Annotated in this window: 21 protein-coding genes and 3 pseudogenes; 15 read left to right on the forward strand and 9 right to left on the reverse strand. The window is 37.4% G+C overall.

The features are described from left to right. Positions 1 to 39: 39 nt before the first annotated feature. From K2F26_RS19810 to K2F26_RS19850, 9 genes are all read left to right on the forward strand, one after another. Positions 40 to 228 carry a CPXCG motif-containing cysteine-rich protein gene (locus tag K2F26_RS19810; protein ID WP_220609167.1) on the forward strand — a complete coding sequence of 63 codons (189 nt, stop codon included), beginning with the start codon at positions 40 to 42 and terminating at the stop codon, positions 226 to 228. Between the two features lie 209 nt (positions 229 to 437). Then, positions 438 to 887 carry an SRPBCC family protein gene (locus tag K2F26_RS19815; protein WP_220609168.1) on the forward strand — a complete coding sequence of 150 codons (450 nt, stop codon included), beginning with the start codon at positions 438 to 440 and terminating at the stop codon, positions 885 to 887. Between the two features lie 244 nt (positions 888 to 1,131). Further along, complete coding sequence (psb34, locus tag K2F26_RS19820; RefSeq protein ID WP_220609169.1) at positions 1,132 to 1,311, forward strand: photosystem II assembly protein Psb34; 180 nt, start codon at positions 1,132 to 1,134, stop codon at positions 1,309 to 1,311. Between the two features lie 246 nt (positions 1,312 to 1,557). Further along, the gene (locus K2F26_RS19825) at positions 1,558 to 3,723 is read left to right on the forward strand and encodes a tetratricopeptide repeat protein (protein ID WP_220609170.1); all 2,166 of its coding nucleotides are present in this window, start codon (positions 1,558 to 1,560) and stop codon (positions 3,721 to 3,723) included. Positions 3,724 to 3,931: 208 nt separating this feature from the next. Next, positions 3,932 to 5,812 (forward strand): ABC transporter ATP-binding protein, encoded by a 1,881-nt coding sequence (locus K2F26_RS19830; RefSeq protein WP_220609171.1) that lies wholly within the window; start codon positions 3,932 to 3,934, stop codon positions 5,810 to 5,812. A 200-nt stretch (positions 5,813 to 6,012) separates the two neighbouring features. After that, positions 6,013 to 7,254 carry a M16 family metallopeptidase gene (locus K2F26_RS19835; protein ID WP_220611959.1) on the forward strand — a complete coding sequence of 414 codons (1,242 nt, stop codon included), beginning with the start codon at positions 6,013 to 6,015 and terminating at the stop codon, positions 7,252 to 7,254. A 237-nt stretch (positions 7,255 to 7,491) separates the two neighbouring features. After that, positions 7,492 to 8,766, forward strand: coding sequence for a M16 family metallopeptidase (locus K2F26_RS19840; RefSeq protein WP_220609172.1), 1,275 nt, complete (start codon positions 7,492 to 7,494; stop codon positions 8,764 to 8,766). Positions 8,767 to 9,010: 244 nt separating this feature from the next. Beyond that, positions 9,011 to 9,832, forward strand: a complete 822-nt coding sequence (locus K2F26_RS19845; RefSeq protein WP_220609173.1) for a peptidoglycan-binding domain-containing protein — start codon at positions 9,011 to 9,013, stop codon at positions 9,830 to 9,832. A gap of 95 nt (positions 9,833 to 9,927) precedes the next feature. Beyond that, complete coding sequence (locus tag K2F26_RS19850) at positions 9,928 to 10,281, forward strand: phage holin family protein (RefSeq protein WP_194051113.1); 354 nt, start codon at positions 9,928 to 9,930, stop codon at positions 10,279 to 10,281. Between the two features lie 394 nt (positions 10,282 to 10,675). On the opposite strand, the gene K2F26_RS19855 is transcribed toward K2F26_RS19850, so the two are convergent. Beyond that, positions 10,676 to 11,110: a cobalamin biosynthesis protein gene (locus tag K2F26_RS19855; RefSeq protein ID WP_220609174.1), complete on the reverse strand. Its 435-nt coding sequence runs from the start codon at positions 11,108 to 11,110 to the stop codon at positions 10,676 to 10,678. Positions 11,111 to 11,678: 568 nt separating this feature from the next. After that, positions 11,679 to 12,962, reverse strand: coding sequence for an ankyrin repeat domain-containing protein (locus K2F26_RS19860; protein ID WP_220609175.1), 1,284 nt, complete (start codon positions 12,960 to 12,962; stop codon positions 11,679 to 11,681). 155 nt (positions 12,963 to 13,117) lie between these two features. Here K2F26_RS19860 and K2F26_RS19865 point away from each other — a divergent pair, with 155 nt between their 5' ends. Continuing rightward, positions 13,118 to 13,588, forward strand: a complete 471-nt coding sequence (locus tag K2F26_RS19865) for a DUF4079 domain-containing protein (protein ID WP_194051119.1) — start codon at positions 13,118 to 13,120, stop codon at positions 13,586 to 13,588. Between the two features lie 185 nt (positions 13,589 to 13,773). On the opposite strand, the gene K2F26_RS19870 is transcribed toward K2F26_RS19865, so the two are convergent. Further along, positions 13,774 to 14,433: a DUF1997 domain-containing protein gene (locus K2F26_RS19870; RefSeq protein WP_220609176.1), complete on the reverse strand. Its 660-nt coding sequence runs from the start codon at positions 14,431 to 14,433 to the stop codon at positions 13,774 to 13,776. A gap of 181 nt (positions 14,434 to 14,614) precedes the next feature. On the opposite strand from K2F26_RS19870, the gene K2F26_RS19875 reads away from it, so the two are divergent. Both K2F26_RS19875 and K2F26_RS19880 read left to right on the forward strand, forming a co-directional pair. After that, entirely contained in the window at positions 14,615 to 15,280 is a 666-nt protein-coding gene (locus K2F26_RS19875) for an SDR family oxidoreductase (RefSeq protein WP_220609177.1), read from the forward strand. Positions 15,281 to 15,353: 73 nt separating this feature from the next. Then, positions 15,354 to 16,082 (forward strand): glycoside hydrolase family 24 protein, encoded by a 729-nt coding sequence (locus tag K2F26_RS19880; RefSeq protein WP_220609178.1) that lies wholly within the window; start codon positions 15,354 to 15,356, stop codon positions 16,080 to 16,082. A 31-nt stretch (positions 16,083 to 16,113) separates the two neighbouring features. Here K2F26_RS19880 and menH read toward each other — a convergent pair whose 3' ends face one another. Further along, positions 16,114 to 16,944: a 2-succinyl-6-hydroxy-2,4-cyclohexadiene-1-carboxylate synthase gene (gene menH, locus K2F26_RS19885; protein WP_220609179.1), complete on the reverse strand. Its 831-nt coding sequence runs from the start codon at positions 16,942 to 16,944 to the stop codon at positions 16,114 to 16,116. A gap of 194 nt (positions 16,945 to 17,138) precedes the next feature. On the opposite strand from menH, the gene K2F26_RS19890 reads away from it, so the two are divergent. Then, complete coding sequence (locus K2F26_RS19890; RefSeq protein ID WP_220609180.1) at positions 17,139 to 18,518, forward strand: aminopeptidase P family protein; 1,380 nt, start codon at positions 17,139 to 17,141, stop codon at positions 18,516 to 18,518. A 122-nt stretch (positions 18,519 to 18,640) separates the two neighbouring features. Continuing rightward, positions 18,641 to 19,162, forward strand: coding sequence for a hypothetical protein (locus K2F26_RS19895; RefSeq protein ID WP_220609181.1), 522 nt, complete (start codon positions 18,641 to 18,643; stop codon positions 19,160 to 19,162). 150 nt (positions 19,163 to 19,312) lie between these two features. On the opposite strand, the pseudogene K2F26_RS19900 reads toward K2F26_RS19895, so the two are convergent. The 5 genes and pseudogenes from K2F26_RS19900 to K2F26_RS19915 form a co-directional block, all read right to left on the reverse strand. Continuing rightward, positions 19,313 to 19,672, reverse strand: a pseudogene (locus K2F26_RS19900) (hypothetical protein); the annotation flags it as partial. Positions 19,673 to 19,749: 77 nt separating this feature from the next. Next, positions 19,750 to 20,790, reverse strand: coding sequence for a glucokinase (locus K2F26_RS19905; RefSeq protein ID WP_220609182.1), 1,041 nt, complete (start codon positions 20,788 to 20,790; stop codon positions 19,750 to 19,752). Positions 20,791 to 20,942: 152 nt separating this feature from the next. After that, positions 20,943 to 21,590 (reverse strand): histidine phosphatase family protein, encoded by a 648-nt coding sequence (locus tag K2F26_RS19910; RefSeq protein ID WP_187038758.1) that lies wholly within the window; start codon positions 21,588 to 21,590, stop codon positions 20,943 to 20,945. A gap of 487 nt (positions 21,591 to 22,077) precedes the next feature. Then, a pseudogene (locus tag K2F26_RS25495) lies at positions 22,078 to 22,265 on the reverse strand (IS982 family transposase); the annotation flags it as partial. A gap of 70 nt (positions 22,266 to 22,335) precedes the next feature. After that, positions 22,336 to 23,496, reverse strand: a complete 1,161-nt coding sequence (locus K2F26_RS19915) for an FAD-dependent oxidoreductase (protein WP_220609183.1) — start codon at positions 23,494 to 23,496, stop codon at positions 22,336 to 22,338. A 99-nt stretch (positions 23,497 to 23,595) separates the two neighbouring features. On the opposite strand from K2F26_RS19915, the pseudogene K2F26_RS25500 reads away from it, so the two are divergent. Then, positions 23,596 to 23,688 (forward strand): annotated as a pseudogene (locus K2F26_RS25500) (pentapeptide repeat-containing protein); the annotation flags it as partial. Between the last annotated feature and the right edge of the window lie 57 nt (positions 23,689 to 23,745).

The following is a 23,745-nucleotide window of genomic DNA, read 5'->3' on the forward strand; positions in this document are numbered from 1 at the left end:
TACGTCCATAAATATTACCCAAATTACCCAACAAATAGAATGCAAAATACATCAGAATTTTATTGTGCTTATTGTGGTGAAGAAAACACGACTTTTATTGATATTAGTGCAGGAATGATGCAAACTTATGTAGAAGATTGTCAAGTTTGTTGTCGTCCGAATATTTTGTATATCAGAATTGATGAAGATACGCTAGATATTGAAATAGATACCGAATATGAAGGATAATTAAAAGGTAAGCATTCAGCCATCAGCCATCAGCAAAAAAGAAGAAAAACATCAATACTCACCTGTAACTTTCTCTCATTAACACTTGTGGGATTTGACAACATTCTGCTCATTTTATGACAAACCTATCTAACTCTAGGTAAAAGCTGATGACTGATTACTGATAGCTGAATACTTACATTAAAGGTTAAGGTTAAGGTTTTCGTTTCATGCTGTACTTTACTCATTCTTCTATTATTAACGCACCTGTCGAAGTAGTTTGGAAATTCCATGAAAGACAAGATATTTTACAACTACTCACTCCACCTTGGCAACCTGTACAGGTATTGCGTCGGGAAGGTGGACTGGATGAAGGTGCAATAACTGAGTTTAAATTATTTCTTGGACCTTTACCTTTAACTTGGTTAGCGCGTCATACAGATTTTGAACAATATCGGTTGTTTACTGATGTACAAATATCGGGACCTTTTGAGTCTTGGGTGCATCGTCATGAGTTTACAGAAGAAGATGGAAAGACTAGATTAACTGATAATATTTCTTATTCTATGCCTGGTGGTGATGGGGTGGAATTTGTCAGTGGTTGGTTAATTCAATTGCAGTTAGAAGCGATGTTTCGTTATCGGCATTTTATCACCAAACGGGAATGTGAGTCAAAATAATTGCTGATCAATGATCCAGATGTATCGACAATTGTGTTAATTTTTATAGCAATTTGTAAACATTTGTATCAACTTTTGACTCTGGAGAAGTAACTGAACTGTAAAAAACGTAATATCCAAATCCCCAGCTTTTTGAATAAGTCGGGGATATATCCACTTCCTATTTTACAGCTATTAAAAATCAAATCTGGTTGCTATATAATGAATGCACATTAAATAAAAGAAGATAACAAGGAAAAACTTCATGCCCTATACCAACGAAGAAGGCGGTCTTCTCAACAATTTTGCCCAAGAACCCAAGGTTTATCAAGCAGAACCACCTACGGATGGACAAAAGCGCACCTATATTATTTTAGGAATTGCTGCTGCTCTTTTGGTAGGTGGTTTAATTTTTGTCGCCTTCGCCGTGTCTAATGCCAACTAAAAACAAAAGCAAAATAATTTAATAAAATTTAATATTTTCAGATTTTCAGGTTTCCATCTCAGGATGAACCTGATTTTTTTTATTTTTTGCTAAAATTAAAGAGAATTTAAGTATAAATATATACGTTTATCGTGATTAATCCTAGAAAAATTGATTCATCCTGAACAAAATACATTTACTTGAAAATCAAAATAAGGAGATTTTTCAATCAGTTATGTATATTGTATTTAGGCTGTTGTAGCCACTATGAGCGTGAATGAAACTTTAACTACAGATATTTTTACCTTGAATCGGCAAGTATATCAACGCCTAAAATTTGCTCTGAGTATAGGTTTGCGACGACAAATATTTTTTGCTGTATGTGATGACTTACACTTGAGAAATCAAGTAGCTACTCGGTTGCATTCTACCTTGGCTTATCCAGTGGGGCAAGTGTTATATCACCCAGTAGAGACAGAGGGAATTAGCACTCCAGCTTATCCACGATTAGTCACATTACGACTAAATTTAAATGATCCCAATCCCATAGCGCAGATAAATCAATGGTTAGCTAATTATCCTCCTCCTGTGGTTGGGGAATCAAAAGACACTCCTGGCCGTCCTTTACCAATACCAGCATTTCAGATTGTAGGTGTGGAACTGCTGACGAAACAATCAGTAGCGGTACAGCGTTTGTTTCTGCACTATCTTCGATTAAGTGAACAGTATTTTTCTACCCAAGAAACCAGTTCATTTTTAGAATCTAGTTTGTTGTTTTGGGTTCCTCGTCCTTGGTTGTATGCTATTCAGCAATCAGCACCGAAATTTTGGCAATGTCGAACTGGTGTATTTATCTTTACTGGAGAACCAACACCAACGTTAGAAAATCGCAGTTATTCAGAAAATTTCTCTAGTTTGCGAAGTGTTGATTTAGGCAATCTAGAAAAATCAGTTGTTGATGAATCAATCACCTCACAAGAGGAGATTAACAAGGCTATTGAAGAATTTAATTTTACTGAAGATGATGATTTTTTGGAAGATACTTCTGTAAGTCTAGAAGATGAATCACAGCCATCATCGACAACATCTACCAAGGAAGATATTATACCTGAGCTTTCATCTTTCTTGCATATTAGTGATGAATTGATGTCACTATTCAAAGAATCACTAAATCCGAATATTGCTGAAGATGCAGAAGAAAACTTACAACCAAAACAACTACTTTGGGAAATTGAAAAATTAAAAATTAAGCAAGCTTCTGGGGAAGAACTCGCAGTAGCTTATCACAACTTAGGAACGTTATATCGTCTCCGCATTGAACAAGGACAGTCAAGTTTAGAAAACTTGATGGTAGCTATTATTGCCTATCAGGAAGCTGTTAGCAATGATGACACTTCACCCCAACTTCCAGATACTTTAAATGATTTGGGAACACTATATTGGATGTTGCACCGCACACCAGGAAATAGTGAAGAAGCAAAAACTTATATCCAGCAGGGAATAGAATTTTATCAGTTAGCCATCAAACTGATTACACCTGATAGTCAACCGGAAATTTATGCCCGTGTACAAAATAATTTAGCCACAGCTTATGGTGATTTAACAAGGTTTTCTAACCCGGTGGAAAATTGGCAGGAAGCAGTTAAAGCTTACAATGAAGCACTGCGCTACCGCACCGAAGAAATTGATCCTTTAAAATATGCTGCTTGCCAAAATAACTTGGGGACTGCATACTGGCATTTAGGACAATATAGTGATCCTGTGGAACATCTCAAGAAAGCGATCGCAGCTTATAATTTCGCACTTGCTCACTATCAACCTAAAGATGAACCAATTAAATATGGTATGATTCAAAATAATATTGGTACTGCTTATTGGAATTTATCTCAATATGAAACACCATTGGAAAATTTACAATTAGCAGTTGATTTTTACCAGGAAGCTTTGAAATATCGGACACCAAATAATATTCCTGTTGCTTGTGCTGCTACCAAGAATAATCTGGCTACTGCTTATTGGCATATAGCAAATTTACCACAAGTAACTAAGGAAATTCGCCAAAATTTCCTACAATTGTGCATCAAGACTTATGAAGAAACTCTCGTGCTGGTTAATTCTCTAAATCAAATGAATTTCAGTTTTGATGTTTTGGCAACACAGAATAACTTGGCTTTAGCCCATTATCAATTAGTTACAGATCCATCTTTTAAGGGTGATAAAAAAAATATTTCTCAGCATTTAGAAGCATCTTTAGATAATCATGTAAAAGCTTTGGCTGGATTGGTAAAGAACACAGAAGGTTATCACACAACTTTCAACCATATAGTCAAAATAATTCGCACTTTTCATAATGAGTTAGGTATCCAAGGACAAAATTTGGCTTTATCTAAAGTTCCTGGTAATTTGATTCCAGATATTTTACCTAAGTTATAGTGATTGGTGATTGGTGATTGGTGATTGGGAATAATATTACCCATTACCCATTACCCATTACCCATTACCCATTACCCATTACCCATTACCCATTACCCATTACCCATTACCAAACCTCACAGATATGATAACTATTTCAACAGACTTGATATAAAATAGTCTTTTATACTCTGTTCCCTGTTCCCTCGTTAATTACTAACCCAGACTTATGAGAGAGACTTTTTTAGAGGTTCGCAATCTACAAGTTGAATTTTCCGGTGATGGTAGTCAGATGAAAGCTGTGGATGATATCAGCTTTAATTTACGTCGAGGTGAGACTCTAGGAATAGTGGGAGAGTCTGGAAGTGGGAAATCAGTTACAGCATTGGCAATTATGGGTTTGTTGCAATATCCCGGTAAGGTGAGTGGGGGAGAGATTTTGTTTCGTCCCCAAGAAAATGCTAAACCTCTGAATTTATTAGCTTTACCTGCTGAAGAAATGCAGCTTTACCGGGGTGGAGATATGGCGATGATTTTCCAAGAACCTATGAGTTCTTTAAACCCGGTTTATAACATTGGTTTTCAGCTAACAGAAGCAATTATGCGACATCAAAAAGTTAGTATAACTGAAGCCAAAAGAATTGCGATCGCAGGTTTACAAGAAGTTAAACTTTTACCTAGTGATGAGAAAATACAACAGCAATATCTCGATAATTGGCATATAACTCACCCAAAAACACCTCTACCCAGTGATTTTCAGTTAGCGCAATTAGTGAAGGAACATAAAGCAGCAATGTTAGAACGTTTCCCTCATGAACTTTCTGGAGGTCAGTTACAAAGGGTAATGATTGCAATGGCAATTTCTTGTAATCCATCACTGTTAATTGCTGATGAACCGACTACAGCTTTAGATGTAACGGTACAAGCAACAATTATTGATTTGATGCGGGAATTACAACAAAGCCGCGACATGGGGATGATTTTTATTAGTCATGATTTGGGCTTAATTTCTGAAATTGCTGATCAAGTTGCAGTGATGTATAAAGGTAAAATTGTTGAATATGGTTCAGCCTCACAAATATTTACTTATCCTCAACATCCATATACTAAAGGTTTAGTCGCTTGTCGTCCTACTCTGAACCGTCGTCCTCAAAAATTGCTCACTGTTTCTGATTACATGATTGTTGAAGAAAATGCCAACGGTCAAGTGATAATTCAAGCCCAAGAACCAGCAAGACCACCAGAAGTTACTAAAGAAGAAATTAACTCAAGATTAGAAAATATCACCTCACAAAAACCACTTTTACAAATTGATAATCTGAAAGTTGGGTTTCCGATTCGGGGAGTTTTTGGAGGGACAAAACGTTATCATTTAGCGGTAAATGGCGTTTCCTTTGCAGTTTACCCAGGAGAAACTTTAGGATTGGTAGGAGAATCAGGTTGTGGTAAAACTACTTTAGGTAGAACTTTATTAAGATTGATTCAACCAATGGCGGGTAAAATTATTTTTGATGGGCAAAATATTACTCACCTCCAAGGAGAACCATTACAGAAATTGCGACGGGAAATGCAAATAGTGTTTCAAAATCCCTTTAGTTCTCTTGACCCTAGAATGAAAATTGGGGAAGCAATTATAGAACCTTTGTTAATTCATTCTGTGGGAAAAACCCAACAACAAAGAAAAGAAAGAGCAGCAGAACTTTTAGAAAGAGTGGGATTAAGTGCTGATGACATGAAACGCTACCCCCATCAATTTTCTGGTGGTCAACGTCAACGCATTTGTATTGCTCGGTCTTTAGCTTTAAATCCTAAGTTTATTATTTGTGATGAGTCAGTTTCCGCTTTGGATGTTTCCGTACAAGCGCAAGTTTTGAATTTGTTAAAAGAACTGCAACAAGAATTTCAATTGACTTATATTTTTATTTCCCATGATTTAAGTGTGGTCAAATTTATGAGCGATCGCATTTTAGTCATGAATCAAGGTAAAATTGTGGAATCAGGTACAGCAGAAAGTATTTATCGTCAACCCAAAGAAGAATATACACAAAAATTAATTGCTGCTATTCCTACAGGTAGTCCTGAACGTATGAAAAACCGCGATTTCAATTAAAGAAGACCGGGGAAAATGGGGAGGAAAATCCAAAATTGTATCACCAGTCAACGTCTGCAATTTAGCTGATAGCAAAAAAATCTGTATATGTTGATACAAAAATAAATAAAATTTAGAGTTAAAATGAAAAAAATAGGTCAAATTATAATTGAACCTACAAAAAATTGACAAACTACATACCCAACCAAATACCCAACACAGTGTTTCCAGCCTCGGTTTTGCGCCTAGACAACGGTTTGACATTTATTCATCAGGAGATACCCGCTACCCCTGTAGTAGTGGCAGATATTTGGGTGCGTGCGGGAGCAAACTTAGAACCAGAACCGTGGTTTGGCATGGCGCACTTTTTGGAACACATGATATTTAAAGGTACAGACACCTTAGCACCAGGGGAATTTGATTATAACATTGAAAAAATGGGTGGTGTGAGTAATGCAGCGACGAGCCATGATTATGCACACTACTACCTAGCTACAGCTACCCCTTACCTAGCAGACACCTTACCCCACTTAGGCGAACTATTGCGAAATGCGGCAATTTCCGCAGATGAATTTATTCGGGAACGAGATGTAGTATTAGAAGAAATTCGTGCTTGTGCAGATGATCCTGATGCCATAGGATTTGAAGCACTACTGAAAAACGTCTATCAAAACCACCCTTACGGACGTTCTATATTAGGTACTGAGCATGATTTAATGCAGCATTCACCAGAAGCAATGCGGTGTTTTCATCGTTCCCACTACCAACCAGAAAACATGACAGTAGTAGTTGTGGGGGGAGTGGAACAGGACACAGCTTGGGAAATTGTCAATAGAACATTTACAAAATTTAGTGATGACGCAAATTTTCCTGTATCTGAGAAAATAGCACCACCAATAATTACAGGCATTCAAAAACAGGAGTTAATATTACCACGCCTAGAGCAAGCGCGGTTAATGATGGCTTGGGTAGCACCAGGAGTAGAACAACTCAAAGATGCAAATGGTTTAGATTTGCTATCAGTTATATTAGCACAAGGAAGAACTTCCCGGTTAGTGCATGACTTACGAGAAGACAAACAATTAGTACAGGCAATTTGTAGTAATTTTTCCCTACAAAGGGAGTCAAGTTTATTGACAATTACCGCTTGGTTAGAACCAGAATATCTGGATAGAGTAGAGAATTTAATTCAGGAGCATTTACACAATTTGCAAACAACAGGTATTAGCGAGCAAGAACTGAAGCGCACGCAAATATCACTTTGTAATGATTATGCCTTTGCAACGGAAACACCAAATCAGTTAACATCTCTTTATGGTTACTATAATACAATAGCCCAAGCTGAATTAGCCGTTACCTACCCACAGCAAATTCAGTCCTTTGATACTCAAGAACTGCAAAAATTAGCACAAAATTATCTTTCACCGCAAAATTACGCAGTTACTATTCTCAAACCATATTAATAGGTGACAGGGAACAGGTGACAGGTGACAGTAACAAGGGAATAGGGTATAGGGGAAGAAAATTCTAGATTTTAGACTTTAGATTTTAGATTGGATTTGACAAAAACAATCCAAAATCCAAAATCCAAAATCCAAAATCCAAAATAAATAACTCCTGAACTCCTGATTTCTGTCACCTGTCACCTGTCACCTGTCACCTAGCCGCCTCCTTCCATCATTAACCTGTTAAAAGCAAGAATGCAAAATATAAATAATTCTAAAACTTCTATCTATCGCACCGTATTACCAAATGGCATTGTTTTATTGGTAGCAGAAAACCCAGCAGCGGATATTATTGCGGGGAGAATTTTTATCCGTGCAGGTAGCTGTTATGAAAAAGTAGAAAAAGCAGGTTTAGCACATTTGTTATCAGCAGTGATGACAAAAGGTTGTGATGGTTTATCCAGCTTAGAAATTGCGGAAAAAGTCGAGTCTGTGGGTGCGAGTTTAAGTATTGACGCGGGTACAGATTATTTTTTGCTGTCGTTGAAAACAGTAACTGCTGATTTTGCCGAAATTTTAGCATTGTCTGGTTTGTTATTGCGATCGCCCACATTTCCCGAAAACCAAATCGAACTAGAAAAACGGTTAGCACTGCAAGACATTCGCTCCCAAAAAGAGCAACCTTTTAACCTGGCTTTTGAACAAATGCGACAAGCAATGTACCAAGAACACCCTTATTCTCGGTCGGTTTTAGGTACAGAAACCACTCTTAGCAGTATAACTCGTACAGACTTAGCAGAATTTCACCAAGTTCATTTTCGTCCAGATAACATGGTCATCAGTATTGCTGGACGCATTACACCAGAAGCAGCACAAGAATTAGTCACAAAAGTTTTTGGTGATTGGCAACCACCAGATCAACCAAGGCATATACTAGATTCACCTGCTATTTCTGTTACACCAAAATCTTGTCTCAAACCCTTAAATACACAACAGTCAATTGTGATGTTGGGTTATATGGGTCCATCAGTCAGCGCCCCTGGATACCCCGCCCTCAAATTATTATCTACATACTTGGGAAATGGGCTTTCTAGCCGCTTATTTGTGGAATTACGAGAAAAAAGAGGTTTAGCTTATGAAGTCTCTGCTATTTACTCTACACGCCTGTTTCCTGCCTCATTTATAGTGTATATGGGGACAGCACCAGAAAATACCAGTATAGCTCTCGATGGATTGCGCCAAGAAGTAGAAAGACTGTGTAATACAGAACTATCTGCGGAGGAACTGCAAACAGCTAAAAATAAAATCTTGGGACAGTATGCCCTGGGTAAACAAACTAACGGACAAATTGCTCAAATATACGGTTGGTATGAAATTCTAGGTTTAGGAATAGAATTTGATCATGAATTTCCTGAACTCATTAACAAAGTCAGTCCTAAGTTAGCAATGACAGCAGCTAATAGTTATTTACAGGAACCTTATGTGTCTTTAGTCGGTCAAGAGGAAGCAATTAAATCAGTCATCAGTTAACATATCGTTTCTGTTGCATCAAGCATAATATAGCCGTGTACAGAGTAGTTAGGGGATGCTGAATAAACCAAAAAGGCTCATAAAAAAGACGGTAGGTGCTTTCGTTATAGCGTCTTGAGTCTGAAAAACCTTGCACTTTTCTGGGCGGCCAGAAATGAAAAAATGTCTTTAATTCTCCTACTGACTCCTGACTCCTGCTATCAAAAACTGTAAGATGAGCATAATAATATCCCAGGTAGATGATATGAAATATCACTTGATAAAGAGTATTTACCACTATTCAAGAAAAAAACAGTCCTGTTGCTTACTTTTATTTTCCGTTACCCCTTTACTGTTTGCCTCCTCTGCTAGAGTATCAATAGCAGCACCTATAGAAATTGCCCAAGCCAGTACAGTAGGTAACATCAACCGCCCTACCTTGCAAATAGGTAGTCAAGGTGAACGAGTCTCAGAACTGCAAGCAGCACTGAAACTGTTAGGGTTTTATACAGGTGCAGTAGATGGCGTTTATCAAGAAGATACAGCTAGGGCTGTTTCTCAGTTTAAACAAGCAGCTGGCTTAAATCCAGATGGTATTGTAGATACTCTTACTTGGCAAAGACTGTTCCCTAATGTATCAACCGTTGCTGCCAATACCTTGCCAACTGTTGTCCCAACAACCACCAGTAATAATTTGATAGTTCCTGCTCAACCCAGTAGAAACACTAGGGTTAATAACGCCACAGTTGTACCAAAACCGAATCCTCCCAAACCAACCACAACTGCCCAAAATAAGCCTAACACCAGCTTTCAGCCAACTCCACCCAATCAGCGAAATCCAAAGATTCAATACACTACAGCCGGCTGGCCAATTTTGCGTTTAGGCAACACAGGCTCAGAAGTAAGCAAATTACAAAGACTACTACAAACCTTGGGATTTTTAAAAGGTGCTATAGATGGAGACTTTGGTATTACCACTGAAGCCGCAGTCAAAGCGGCTCAAGTTCGTTATGGGTTACAACCAGATGGTGTGGTTGGTGGAGCTACTTGGGAAGCTTTCGTGCGGCGACTACCCAAGCAACGTTGAAAAAATTAAAAATTAACAATAGCTGCATTGAGTTTGAAGATATCAACTGTAGAATCAATCTCAAATCCAAAATCTAAAATCCAAAATTGGATGAAATGAAACACTTTTTATTAACTTGGCTGGGTACAGCGTTAGCATTATTGGTAACATCTCAAATTGTACCAGGTTTCATTATCAAGACTTTTGTAGCGGCCTTGGGTGCTGCTATTGTCATCGGGTTGGTAAATGCCATCATTCGCCCAATTTTGAGTGTTTTAGCATTTCCCATTACCCTGATTACTTTTGGTTTATTTACCTTTGTCATTAATGCCTTAACTCTGTGGTTAGCAAGTGCTATCATTCCCGGTTCAGGTTTTGAAATTCAGGGTTTTATCCCCGCTTTTCTCGGCTCTATTGTACTGGCAATTGTTTCCAGTATTATTAATTATGTACTGAGAGTAGTAGATTGAAGAAGGCAGAAGGTATTTAGGTGACAGGTGACAGGTAACAGGTGACAGGTGACAGGTGACAGTAATAAGAGCTTGTCCTAAGTTGACCATTTTATAGACAAAAATATACTTATGTTGACAAAAATGGACATAAGTTAGCTCAGAAAAATGCCAACTTGATATATAATCCTCAGATATCAAGTATTGAATCAGACTATTACCGACGCGAAAACCAAGCATTGATAGTGATAGTCTGTTTCCAAATCTTAACCTGAGAAAGTCGCGTTGGGCTACAGCGTGCAAGTCTACTGAGGGATAACCGCTCCCATGCTCCCGTTGAAGTAGAAAGTAAAGTCTAGCTTTGTCTAGGTTTTATATAGCAGAATAAGAGTCAGCAAAAAAGTTAATTTTTACCCTACACTCTACATCCTGCAACTGCTATAGTCACTGCGCCTACTTCCCCTGGTAAACGAAAAATTTGCTTGGGAACTAATAAACTCACTTCTAAAGTCTTATGAGATGCTGCTAAAATAGCTGCTGCTTCTGCTACACTCGGTGTTCCTACTATTTCTGTAATTCTTTTACCAGGGTTGGGAACACTTACACCAGCTAAAACTTCTGCGGTGAATGTTTGTAGAGGTAAATTATGTTCTCGGCAAAATTCTCTTAAACCCAATTCTGAAGCTTTAATATCAATGGTGGCAATACCCGCAATATCGGTATAGGCAAGCTGATATTCTTGAAAGAATTTTTCAATAGCTGCACCAACTAACTCGGAAGAAATTCCTTTTTGACAACCGATACCTACCCATAGGGAGTTTACCAATTTTTGCACAGATGCGGTAATCATAACCAATCACCCAAACTGAATATCAAAAATCTCAAAATTTAATTATTTATATAGAATCGCTCCAAAGGCTTATAAATACCCAGAAAATCACACTCAAGACAGATTTATTTTCTGTATTTTAGATTTCTAGACACAAAAAATGATAATTCCAATACTGTCGCAAAAAAAGAAATTGATATATTAAGTAAATCTAGCACAGTAGGAAACATCGAGGGATAGAGAACGCAAAGGTAAAGGTAAAAGGTAAATTAAGTCTTCAGGTTTACTTTTTTTCTACCCTTGTAACTCAAGCTTTTGATAATCTTGGTGTTTCAATTTTTTGTTTCTCCGTCGTAGCAAATTCACATCAGTTACGGCGGAGTTTTGCTTAACTCATTTCTTGCACCTCTCCGTACAAACCTATATGACTTAAAAAGATACGCCATAAGACTACCTTATTTTTATTGGTTTTAAACGGTAAATCAAGGTTTTTGGAATTATAAGGTGTAATAAAATTACATCAAATTTTGTTGGTGCAAGATGTGAGTTAATAAGCTATCAGCACTCAGCAATAAAACCGGACTCAATATCACTCTTGCGCCCCTGCTTGCCTTAAAATATTCGCCATTGTGCGATAACTGTTAAATTCTGCAATCATTAAAGCTGTATAACCACCTTGGTTTTTTAAGTTGACATCCGCCCCATTATTAACTAACATCTGCACAGCTTGAGTATAACCCTCTGATGCAGCATACATTAACGCTGTTGCACCTGCGGAGTCTTGAAAATTCACGTCTGCACCTTTTTCTATTAGCAGTTGGAATATCTCTGGATGGTTGCTAACTAAAGCTTTTACCAAAGCAGTTTTGCCATCGTCTGCTATAACATTGATGTTAGCACTATTGTCAAGTAATACTTTGACTGTTTGGGTGTGTCCTTGAGATACTGCTAAGGTGAGGGCAACTTCCCCAAAGTTCTTTTTATTGGGATCTGCTCCTGCACTCATTAACGCTGCTACGATTTCGCTATATCCTTGGAATGCGGCTATCAGTAGGGGTGTATCTCCTAGATGATTTCTCATTTCTACATTTGCACCGTGTTTAATTAAGATTTTGACTATATCTAAATAGTCTTCAACCACAGCAAAGTTTAATGCTGTTTCTCCTTCTTTGTCTTGATGATTAATTTCTGCACCTGCATCTAATAAAGCTGTAATAATGTTACTATGTCCTGCTGCGGCTGCGGCTAAAAGTGCTGTACTGCCATCGGGGTTTTTGATGTTGGGATCAGCACCGTGTAATAACAGTGTTTGTACTATATCTAAAGTTCCCAAGTCTGCGGCTATGATTAAAGGTGTTTCACCTTCTGCATCTGGGGTGTTGACAAAATTACTTTTTTGTAGTAATGCTTTGACAATTGCTGTATAACCTTGTTTGATGGCAAGTTTTAAGGCGTTATCATTATCTGTATCGGTGATACTAGCATCCGCACCAGCATTTAAGAGTATTTGTACAATTTCCAGATGACCTTTTTGAGTTGCTGCCATTAAAGCGGTGCTGCCATCTTCATTAACGGCATTGATATCCGCATCTTTAGATATTAAAAGCTTCACAATATCAACTTGATTATTGCTTGCAGCCAACATTAAAGCTGTTAATCCGTAGGTTTTTCTAGGTAAATTGATGTTAGCGCCAAAATCTAGGAGCGATCGCACAATTTCCGTATAACCCAAATTAGCCGCAAACATTAATGCTGTAGTGCCGTTGCGATCGCATACATCCACATTAGCACCAGTAGCTAATAGTTCACCAACCCGCTTGATATCGCCGCTTTTTGCCGCATTCAGCAGTAAATTATCATTTTTGTCAATCATAAAAGAAATTCCGCCCTGGTGGAAATTGCTTGATTTAGCATCAAAAATTAGTTTGTGCTTGTTGTTTGCACTTTAGCAAGAGATAAAAAACAAGATAGTCCTGAATCAATTTATGCTAAGTTTTATTAAGATTTAATAATTTGGATAACCAAGCGATGAGTTTAGAACTTTCTCCAGAGGTCAAATTTGGGTTAAACTTCCTGCACCCAACAATGATGTGGATATTATTAGCACTCTCCTTGTATGCAGCATACTCAGGTTTACAAGTACAGCGTACCAGAAATGCTTCAGCAGAAGAAAGAAAAGAACTAATTAAAGCTAAATTTAATGATAAACACGAGAAAATGGGGGCTATCATCTTGGCGTTGATGGTAGCAGGTTCAATTGGTGGTATGGCTGTTACTTATATCAATAACGGTAAATTATTTTTTGGACCACACTTGTTAGCCGGTTTGGGGATGACTGGTTTAATCGCATTTTCTGCGTCTTTGTCTCCCTTCATGCGAAAAGGGGCAAATTGGGCGCGGGCGACTCATATTTTGTTGAATTTTGGGATTTTAGGGCTGTTTATTTGGCAAGCAGTTTCTGGGGTAGAAATTGTCCTGAAAATTCTCAGCAACGCTTAAGAGTCAGGAGTCAGGAGTTTTTTATTTTGGATTTTGGATTTTGGATTTTGGATTGTTTTTGTCAACTCCAATCTAAAATCTAAAATCTAAAATCTAAAATTTTTCTCCCCTATTCCCTGTTCCCTGTTCCCTTTTTACTGTCACCTGTCACCTGTCACCTGTCACCTGTCACCTGTCACCTATGACTAATGACCAAAAAACTTTTTCTTGGGATGAAAAGGAATATTGAGAGAGTTATGAAAATCTTCTTGAACTTTGTGAGTTAAACGACGGGAGACTTGACGGACAATTTGATGCAGTAGGCGATCGCCTGTAGACTGAATTAAAGCATGGGGTAAACGGTGAATAAATCTGGGAAAATGCAGATCAACAATCAAATCTAACTGCCATTCTACCCTAGTCATCCCCGGCAAACTTTCTACTAATTCCAAAGACGCATTATAGTCCACATCATAACCAGGAGCTTGGTAGTCTGGGATAGGAATTGTACGGATGTGGTATTTACGTTCCTGTGGTGCTAACAATTCCAAACCTATTTTTGGTTCTACCTCATAGCCAAAAGCGCCAAAGCGGCCAATGACCAAAGCATAACCATTTTTACCCAAAGGTTCAACCCTCATAGGTTCAGCGCAACGCACAAACCATGAAGAATGGGAATTGAAATATTCAGCAACCTGTTCTTGAGAAGCATACATTTCCATGCAGTCTTGATGACGACTATGGAATTTACTAGGACCTACATGAGATTCTTTAGCTGGTGTTTCATCTGAGGTTACGCTTGAACCCGCTGGTAAAACTGATTCAGTTATTTCCAAGGTTTGAAATTCCCAGTTGTTTGCTACCATAAATGCGTTTTCTGTATAGTTAAAAAGTTTGTCTATACCAATGATTCCCAATCAGGGGGAGTTTGTTCACACAAAAATACAAATTTCATCAAAACATCAAAAAGTCTGTTATCACCTCCATAGAATCACTACAATTAAGAACGAAAACAGCACATATTAGTTTCTCAGGATAGCGTAAATCATGAAAGTATTTGTAGCAGGTGCAACAGGTGAAACCGGTCGCCGCATTGTACAAGAGTTAGTAGCCAAAAATATTCCCGTTCGTGCTTTGGTACGGGATCAGGAAAAAGCTAAAGCTATCCTATCTCCTGAAGTTGAGTTAGTTGTGGGGGATGTGTTATCACCAGAAACCCTAACTGCTGCCATAGGTGATAGTACAGTAGTTCTGTGCGCTACTGGTGCAAGACCAAGTTTTGATCCCACAGGACCCTATCAAGTAGATTTTCAAGGTACGAAAAACTTAGTTGATGTAGCAAAATCCCAGCAAATAGAACATTTTATCCTGGTTTCTTCTTTGTGTGTTTCCCAGTTTTTTCATCCCCTCAACTTGTTTTGGTTAATTTTAGCCTGGAAAAAACAAGCTGAGGAATACATACAGAAAAGTGGACTTACTTATACAATTGTCAGACCTGGAGGGCTGAAAAACGAAGATAACACGGATGGGATAGTTATGCAAGGCGCTGATACTTTATTTGATGGTAGCATCCCCCGGCAAAAAGTAGCTCAAGTTTGTGTCGAGTCTTTGTTTGAAAATGCTGCACGTAATAAAATTGTCGAGATTGTCGCTAAACCTGAAGTTACCCCTAAAAGCTTCCAGGAATTATTTCAAGGAATAGGTAATGGGTAATTGGTAATTGGTAATTGGTGATTGGTAAAATAACTATTCCCTGTTCCCTATTCCCTGTTCCCTGCTATAACCAATGACTATTAAACTCAAAGGTGTAGAAAAATTAATTGGTCCGATTGCGTCACTTCTGGCTTTTGTGTATCTTTTTCAATGGTACATTTTTGGCGATTTGCAATCAACAACAGATCCGAGATTTGAGCGAAAAAATCCGCCTTTGGTGATGAAAGACGGAGATCCTTACATCCGTGCTTTGATGCGGACGATTTCTTTTAGTGAGTCTAATACTCAACGTCCTTATTCTGTGTTATATGGTGGTAAACAGGTGAATGATTTGAGTCGTCATCCACAGATATGCGTAACCATTGTCAATGGTCCAAATAAAGGAAATTGTTCTACTGCTGCGGGTAGATATCAAATTATTAATACTACTTGGTATGACATTGCACCCCGTTATCATCCTCATCCCCCAGGGTTGAGATTTTGGCATAGTTATAGTTTTGACGCTGAATATCAAGATATAGTTGTTTATCGTTGGTTGAATGATTCTAAAGTTTGGGGAATTGATATTTCTCAACAGTTACGTAATGGCAAATTAAATGATGTTTTACGCCGACTTTCTCCCACTTGGACAAGTTTAGGATATGGGATAGAAACTAATTCTAATACTCGTTTTTTACCTCAAGTTTATCAAAAGGTTTTACAAGAAGAATTAGCACTAGCTAATCAACGAACAGTGAATAATCCTCAAGCATTACCAGCACCACCATCAAATTCTTTGCCAGATTCACAACAAATCAGGTAATTTGAGATTTTAAAATTGTAGTTTAGTTTTCTCACAAAAATTTTCCGACATGATCCACAAAATCCCGTGTATTTTCTAAGTGAATATTATGTCCAGCTTTTTGAATGACTTGCAGTTGAGTTACTAATGGATTTCTGTAATACATTGCTGTATTAATATGGACGAATTTTTCATCATATTCACCTACTAATAAAAGTAACGGAATTTGATTGGCTTCTATTTTTGTCCACAAAGAAGGTTGGTATCCATTACCCATAAATTGCAAAGATTTGGCAAGTGCTAAAGGATTATTTTCTAACCTACTTTCTATCATCTTGTAATATGCTGGATGATTTTTGATATTACCAAAAATTGGCTGATTATACCAATTGTACAAAAAAAACTGAAATTCCGATTTATCAATCATCCTAATTAATTTTCGGGTAATTTGATAATCACTTTTAATCCGGGATAATCTTTCTGCATCTGTTGGTAAACCAGGAGAAGCAGATTCTAATACAACTTTGATAAATCTTTCTGGAAAATGTAAAGTGAGATATAATCCTAATCTTCCTCCCATTGAATAACCAACTAAAAAACATTGTGCTATTTCTAATTCATCTAATAAGTTGATGATAGCTTGGGCGGTATTTTCTATTTTATAACATTCATCACCGCATAAAACTTTTGTTTTACCATGTCCTGGCAAATCCAGGGTAAGATAAGAAAAATCATCACCTAATAGTTGAATTGCTTCATCAAATTCATAAATATTTCCCATAAACCCGTGTAAAAACAGAATTACTGGTTTACGAGAGTTTTTATTAAAGGAATAGTGCAAATGATAGTTTTTATTCAATGGGGTTATTTGTTGAGTTTGCATTGATTTTAGTAAATATTTTGATCATGTTATCTATAATAATATAGCCTTTTAAATTAACTAAAAATAAATGGAATTTATCCTGATATATACAATGAATTTATAAATTTTATTTGTTAAAATTAATCAGTTGGAAAATGTCCAATTTTTTCACCCAATCGCAATCGCAAGCAGTTACTACCATATACTGATAGTCTATGTACACTCAGAGTTGCCTTTCTGAAACCTTGCGCCACCGTCGCCAAAAATTAGCAGCATTAATTGATTTTCCTGCTGTTCTGTGGTCTGGTGGTAGCAGTCCTCGTAACTTTGCCGCTAATCTCTTTCCTTTCCGCGCTAACAGTCATTTTCTTTATTTTGCGGGTTTTCCTCTGGAAAATGCTGCTATTCGCCTAGAAAGGGGCAATCTACAATTATTTATAGATGACCCTCACCCTAGTAGCGCCCTGTGGCATGGAGAAACGCCCACCCGTGAAGAAATAGCGGCTAAAATCGGTGCAGATGACGCTAGGCCGCTGACAGAATTAAAAGATTATTTAGAAAATGTGGCCACTCTTGCTGTGCAAGATGCAACTACTTGGACAAAGCAATCACAATTATTAGATAGATGGATATTACCTCGACAAGTACCGGAAGGAATAGATTTACAATTAGCTAAAGCGATTATTTCTTTACGTATTATCCACGATGAAGCCGCATTGGTAGAATTACGTAAGGCGGCGGCTGTGAGTGTGGAAGCACATCAAGCGGGAATGGCTGCAACTAGGAAAGCAAAATTAGAAGCAGAAGTCCGCGCTGCAATGGAAGCGGTAATTATGGGTTATAATATGACAACTGCTTACACAAGTATTGTAACTGTACATGGGGAAGTTTTACATAATGGACATTATCATCACTCTTTGCAACCAGGTGATTTACTGTTAGCTGATGTGGGTGCGGAAACGGAAACTGGTTGGGCGGCTGATATTACTCGTACTTGGCCTGTTTCTGGGAAGTTTTCTTCTACCCAAAGGGATATTTATGATATTGTGTTAGCTGCCCATGATGCTTGTATTGAAAAAATTGCCCCTGGTGTGGAATATGGGGATATTCATCTGTTAGCTGCTGGTATTATTGCTGAAGGTTTGGTAGATTTGGGAATTTTAAGAGGTAAACCAGAAGATTTGGTAAAAATGGATCTTCATGCGTTGTTTTTCCCCCACGGTATTGGACATTTATTAGGTTTAGATGTGCATGATATGGAAGATTTGGGAGATTTGGCAGGGTATGAGGAAGGAAGAAAAAGAAGCGATCGCTTTGGGTTAAGTTATCTACGTTTAAATCGTCCTTTAAAACCGGGAATGTTGGTAACAATTGAACCAGGATTTTATCAAGTTCCAGGTATTTTAAATGATCCCAAAGTTCGTGATCAATATCAATATTTAGTTAACTGGGAACGGTTAGAACAGTTTGCAGATGTGCGGGGAATTAGGATTGAGGATGATGTTTTAGTTACTGAATCTGGTAGTGAGGTTTTAACAGCAGCATTACCCAATAAAGCAGAGGAAATAGAAAATTTAGTATTAGGTGACAGGTGACAGGTGACAGGTGACAGTAAAAAGGCAAAAGGCAAGAGGTGACAGAAATAAATTATCATTAGGACTTATGTAGAAACCTGGTTTCTTAACGATTGATTTTTGTTTCATAAGAGTGGATAGCCATGAATAACAAATTAATGAGATCCTTAGTTGCTGGTGTGATTTTTAGTGTAGGAATGTTACCATTAGCAGCCCAAGCAGAAAAATCACCTGTTGCTGATACTCAAGTTGCAGCAATGGTAGAAGCGTTGCGACTAGCTGCACCCCAGAAGAAAAAGCCTACTCCCGGATATCACACTGACTGGCAAATTAAACCCCAAACTTTAAAAGGTTGGTCAAGATTTTGTTTAAAAAAAGAGTTAACAACATCTCAATTTGAGAATGATCCAAAACTTACCCGTCAAGTGGTTTCTTGTATTATTAAACGGGAGTTAACCAACCAATTTAAAGCTAGGAATAATAATGAAAATGCTGCTGTTACTGGTGCTGCTTGTTGGTGGATGACGGGACTTTATACAGGTTGTGATAAAGGTTTTACTGGTGATTATGTGAAAAAAGTTGTCAGTTTATATCAACAAGAAAAGGCAAAATTAAAAGCGGTAAATACTCCAACTTCGACTACAACAGGGAATACTAAAAGATAAATTATTTGATGTTGTGGGATGGGCATCCTGCCCGTCCTAGATTCATTAGCGGGCAAGATGCCCGCACCACAAGAAATAGAAATTTTTAGACATTGAGTAATTTTGTCTTTTTTATAATCCAAAATCAACAATCTAAAATCTAAAATTGTCTCATCTTCTCAAAACTAACTGAAAAGAATTTAAATATCCGGTAACAGTTTTTTCTAATGTGGAACGCTGTTTTCTAGAAACTATCGCCATTACTTGATATAATCTGCCTTCAGCTACAAACATTCGATTTGTAGTTACTTTACCAGCCGAATCTATATATTGAATTTCCTTACCCGGATGACCGTTTGAACTGCGAATATTACGTTCACTAATTAAATTGCTTTGTGTTGCTTTTAAGGTATTTTCTTTTGCTTGATTCAATATTTGTTGTGGATTGCTCATCTTAGCATAGCTGTAAGGAAATTCATTGTAAGTGACTAAATATGCAACTTCCTGTTCTGGTGGTTGGGCAGCTATCAGCTATCAGCTATCAGCTATTAGTTAGAAATAGGAAAAATTGATTACTGATTACTGATTACTGATAGCTTACCTGCTAGTTATAACCTAGAAGCAGATAAAGCCGCACCTATTAATCCTACTTGTTGATTAAGAATGATGTGAACAGGTATTTCTTCGAGGAGGGAACGCATTCTGCCTTTTTGGGTGAAATTTAACATAAAACTGCCATTTTGCATCAAAGGTAGAATTTTTGGAGCGATACCGCCAGCAATGTATAATCCTCCGTAGGGTAAAAGTTTTAAGGCTAAGTTACCGGCTTCTGCACCGTAAGCTTCGACGAACATTTGTATGGTTTGTTCTGATAGGCGATCGCTTTTTTCTAAAGCTGCACTACCAATAGCAGCACCAGGATCAACGGTTTTTTCTGCTTTTCCGGTTTCTTGTTCCCAGGTTCTGACTATTTGGGCTATTTCTGGGTTTTCTGTGTCTATTTGTCTATCTCTTAAAAATTGGTAAATGGAAGTGATTCCTAAACCGGAAACTACTCTTTCTACAGATGCGCGTTGAATATCATGTTTAGCTAATAAATATTTCAACAGTTGAAATTCTAATTCATTGCGGGGGGCAAAATCTGCGTGGCCACCTTCGGAGGGAAAAACTTGATATTGGTTTCCTTGTTTGATTAAAAAACCTTGTCCTAAACCTGTTCCTGCACCAATAACTGCCATCGGTGCATCGGGTTGATATTTACCAACTTGTAAGGTGACTAAATCTTGTGTGGTTAAACCAAAAATACCATAACCAACAGCAGCAAAGTCATTAATTAGGGAAATTGCCGGAATATTTAATTGTTGTGCTAATCTTTCCGTGTCTAAAAACCAAGCTAAGTTAGTGAGTTTAGCGGTGTTTTTTACTACGGGTCCGGCGATCGCAAAACAGGCTTTTTCTGGTGTAGATATATTGCCTGTTGATGTATTTGCTGCGGCTAAAAATTTTTGTACAATTGGTACTAAATCAGGAAAATCACCACTGCGGTAACTTTCCTCATACAATGTTTTTAAACCTAATGAGTTTGAAGACTCCACCAGGCGTAAAATTGTTTTCGTGCCACCGATATCTCCCGCTAATAGTAATGTCATAAAATTTATCAGTTAGTTTGTTTGTTGGTTTGTGACTTGTACTGTAATTATTTACCTATCAGTAAACAGCATTGATATTTTTCAGGTTTACTTCAGATGATTAAGCGAAATCAAATATTCTGACTCCTGACTTCTGACTCCTGACTCCTGTCTTATACAAATCTTACTACTTCCTCTACTGTAGTTAAATGAGAAGTATCTCCTTTTAGTTCTAGTAACCATTGTGATTCTTGACGCACCACTTTTACTAAAGAACATAAAGTAGCTTTAACTTCTGCTTTAGCTATATCCCCCACAAATCCCATCGCCGCACCTAACACAGAAGCCCCATGTGCTACTAACAGAATATCATCTGGCCAAAATTCTGCTGCTAAACATCTAGCGGTTTGTGCAGAACGGTGTCTGACTTGTTCATGGGTTTCGGGGTATTTTGCTGCTATCTGGGGCGTGTAGCCTGTGTCTATTCTAGGGAATAATGCTTTTAATTCTGGGGTTGAGAGTCTTTCTGGTTCTTCTGTCATCCATGCGGGATTTAACCACTCACTCAAGCCTGTTTCTAGTCTAATCTCTAATTCTAATGCTTCGGCGACTGCGTTGGCGGTTTGCACTGTTCGCAAAAAGGGTGAGGCAAAAATATGTTTGATTTTTTCGCCTTTGAGTCTTTTTGCTAGTTGTTGTGCTTGGATCATGCCATCATCTGATAATGGTGGATCATAGCGTTTTTCGGCTGTGAGAAACCAGTCAGGGTTTACAAAATCAAGGCGGTTGGCGTGTCTGGCGATCCAAATAATTTGACTCATGGGGCAAATTTTACAGGTATATACAGGTGCAATTTAAATATTAGGGCATAAGTGTTATATTTTGTCATCTTGAAGATGATTATGCTTTTTTTAATGAACCACGGAGACACGAAGAGAAGAAGGAAGAGAAGAAAGAAGTGATTTTTATAATATCAACCAGTAATTTATCTCTTCTGAAGCAGAGGAGAATCTATTTCTAAAATCCAGTTTTCATCAATAAATTCCATGTTTTCATTATATATAATAACTAGCTCACCTATCTTTTCTCTCTGTTGATTTTTTTCTTGGTTGGCAGAAAAATAAGCATATAAGGAAAATTCTAATTTCAGAAATCTTTGGTGGTTGCTAAATAAATCCTACAGAACTCTTTATTAATTCTGCTGTTGTGGTACTAGGTAAAGTGATTGATTCATAATATTTATCCTCTTCATCCCAGCTGTTAACTACCTCTAAAAATGCACAGAATTACCACCCATACCACGCTTGTATAATAGTTTTGAAAGTTACGATAACTAGATTGATGAAAATGAACAATAATAGTCATGATTTCACTCAAACATAAGCAACTTGTTCTTTTCCTTTTCTGTGATTTATCTGTTATCATTCCTGAGTTGGCTTTTTTTCAAATGTTAAACAGAAATCATCTATTTCACAAAATAATTGTTCTAATTCCATAACTGGTTTTTCATTGATTAACAAAATTATAGTTTAAGTAGCTGATTACTGATTACTGATAGCTGAATGCTTAAAATTGTGCCATAAACTGCCGATCAATACAGTCTTTCCAGTACCACAATAATGGATGAGGTGGTAAGGTGAAATTTCCTCTCGTAGCTAAGGCACGCCCGTCACCAGTACCAATTAAACTTAAATACTCTTTTTGTGGTTTATAGGGTTTTAGTGATTTACCCAAAATCAATCTTCGCAAATTTTCATACAGTGGTTTACCTTGACGCACCGCAAATACACCTGCTTTTGGTAAATGATAATTAATCATTGTGGCAATATCACCAGTCGCAAAAATCTGAGGATGACTAATAGATTGCAAATTATCATTTACTAAAATAAACCCTTTTTTATCTGTAGCAATTTCCGAATCTTTCACCCAATTTGCTGCTGAGGCTTGTGTTACCCAAAATACTTGATTACATTTTAATCTGAACCCAGATTCTGATGTAATTTCTAATTGATTATCTCTTTTAGGTGCAAGTTCACAAACATTTTCACCTAAATGTAATTTTACACCTTTATTAATTAGAACATCCTCCATAATCCGTCTCACTGTTGGGTGATGATTTGGCATTAATTCCCCAGTGCGTTGCCATAGATGTATTGTTAAATTTTCTATTCCTAATTTCTGTAAACCTGCCAACATTGATAACGCTAATTCTACACCTCCAGAACCACCACCTACAACACTAATACTTAGCGGTTTTTGAGGATTTTCAGAAACCATTTTTTGTAATTTATACCAATGTTCTAAAAGTTGTTTAACTGGTTTAGCAGCAATTGTATATTCTGCCGCACCTGATACAGACAATTTAGCGGGAGTGCTGCCAATATCAAGAGAGAGAATATCAAAATTTACCACAGATCCGTTAGCACAAAAAACCTGATTATTTTCTAAATCCAAACCTACGACTTGATCAAGATATAACTGAGCATTAGCAAAGTTGCTTAAATTTCGCAAGTCAATATGGCATTGAAAATAATTGTAAAATCCGGCAATATGTCCGGGTAACATCCCAGAGTATGGTGTATATTGATCTGGAGTAATTAACGTCAAATTTACTCCAGCCACAGGTTGATTACCAAAAAGTTTTAAAACAATGGCATGACTATGGCCACCACCTATTAACACTAGGTTTTTTAGGTTTTTTAGGCTTGGTTGGGAATTTTGCTGCATCTGGAAACTGAAATAAATTTCATCAGGGATTCAATATCAATATACAGCAGGAGTCAGGAGTCAGGAGTCAGGAGTCAGGAGTCAGAAGTAAAACGCCGAGCTAATTTATATTTAGCGAGTTTAAAAGATGCAATTTTGAGTGATGCTATCCTGGAGGGAGCAAACCTACGGGAAGCGAAGTTTACTATTTAATAGACCATATATACGCGAAAACTTCTGTTTTAAGGGGTAAAAAGGAAAGGGTAAGGA

Origin of the sequence: Sphaerospermopsis torques-reginae ITEP-024 (assembly GCF_019598945.1) — a bacterium.
Lineage (GTDB): Bacteria > Cyanobacteriota > Cyanobacteriia > Cyanobacteriales > Nostocaceae > Sphaerospermopsis.

Excerpts from the sequence above, each read along its gene's own strand:
- K2F26_RS19855 (WP_220609174.1), bottom strand. The coding sequence starts at position 11,110 with ATGATTACCGCATCTGTGCAAAAATTGGTAAACTCCCTATGGGTAGGT.
- K2F26_RS19865 (WP_194051119.1), top strand. The coding sequence starts at position 13,118 with ATGAGTTTAGAACTTTCTCCAGAGGTCAAATTTGGGTTAAACTTCCTG.
- K2F26_RS19905 (WP_220609182.1), bottom strand. The coding sequence starts at position 20,790 with ATGACATTACTATTAGCGGGAGATATCGGTGGCACGAAAACAATTTTA.
- K2F26_RS19830 (WP_220609171.1), top strand. The coding sequence starts at position 3,932 with ATGAGAGAGACTTTTTTAGAGGTTCGCAATCTACAAGTTGAATTTTCC.
- K2F26_RS19915 (WP_220609183.1), bottom strand. The coding sequence starts at position 23,496 with ATGCAGCAAAATTCCCAACCAAGCCTAAAAAACCTAAAAAACCTAGTG.
- K2F26_RS19825 (WP_220609170.1), top strand. The coding sequence starts at position 1,558 with ATGAGCGTGAATGAAACTTTAACTACAGATATTTTTACCTTGAATCGG.
- K2F26_RS19890 (WP_220609180.1), top strand. The coding sequence starts at position 17,139 with ATGTACACTCAGAGTTGCCTTTCTGAAACCTTGCGCCACCGTCGCCAA.
- K2F26_RS19860 (WP_220609175.1), bottom strand. The coding sequence starts at position 12,962 with ATGATTGACAAAAATGATAATTTACTGCTGAATGCGGCAAAAAGCGGC.
- K2F26_RS19910 (WP_187038758.1), bottom strand. The coding sequence starts at position 21,590 with ATGAGTCAAATTATTTGGATCGCCAGACACGCCAACCGCCTTGATTTT.
- K2F26_RS19845 (WP_220609173.1), top strand. The coding sequence starts at position 9,011 with ATGAAATATCACTTGATAAAGAGTATTTACCACTATTCAAGAAAAAAA.
- K2F26_RS19870 (WP_220609176.1), bottom strand. The coding sequence starts at position 14,433 with ATGGTAGCAAACAACTGGGAATTTCAAACCTTGGAAATAACTGAATCA.
- K2F26_RS19895 (WP_220609181.1), top strand. The coding sequence starts at position 18,641 with ATGAATAACAAATTAATGAGATCCTTAGTTGCTGGTGTGATTTTTAGT.
- K2F26_RS19875 (WP_220609177.1), top strand. The coding sequence starts at position 14,615 with ATGAAAGTATTTGTAGCAGGTGCAACAGGTGAAACCGGTCGCCGCATT.
- K2F26_RS19840 (WP_220609172.1), top strand. The coding sequence starts at position 7,492 with ATGCAAAATATAAATAATTCTAAAACTTCTATCTATCGCACCGTATTA.
- K2F26_RS19880 (WP_220609178.1), top strand. The coding sequence starts at position 15,354 with ATGACTATTAAACTCAAAGGTGTAGAAAAATTAATTGGTCCGATTGCG.
- K2F26_RS19810 (WP_220609167.1), top strand. The coding sequence starts at position 40 with ATGCAAAATACATCAGAATTTTATTGTGCTTATTGTGGTGAAGAAAAC.
- psb34 (WP_220609169.1), top strand. The coding sequence starts at position 1,132 with ATGCCCTATACCAACGAAGAAGGCGGTCTTCTCAACAATTTTGCCCAA.
- K2F26_RS19850 (WP_194051113.1), top strand. The coding sequence starts at position 9,928 with ATGAAACACTTTTTATTAACTTGGCTGGGTACAGCGTTAGCATTATTG.
- K2F26_RS19815 (WP_220609168.1), top strand. The coding sequence starts at position 438 with ATGCTGTACTTTACTCATTCTTCTATTATTAACGCACCTGTCGAAGTA.
- menH (WP_220609179.1), bottom strand. The coding sequence starts at position 16,944 with ATGCAAACTCAACAAATAACCCCATTGAATAAAAACTATCATTTGCAC.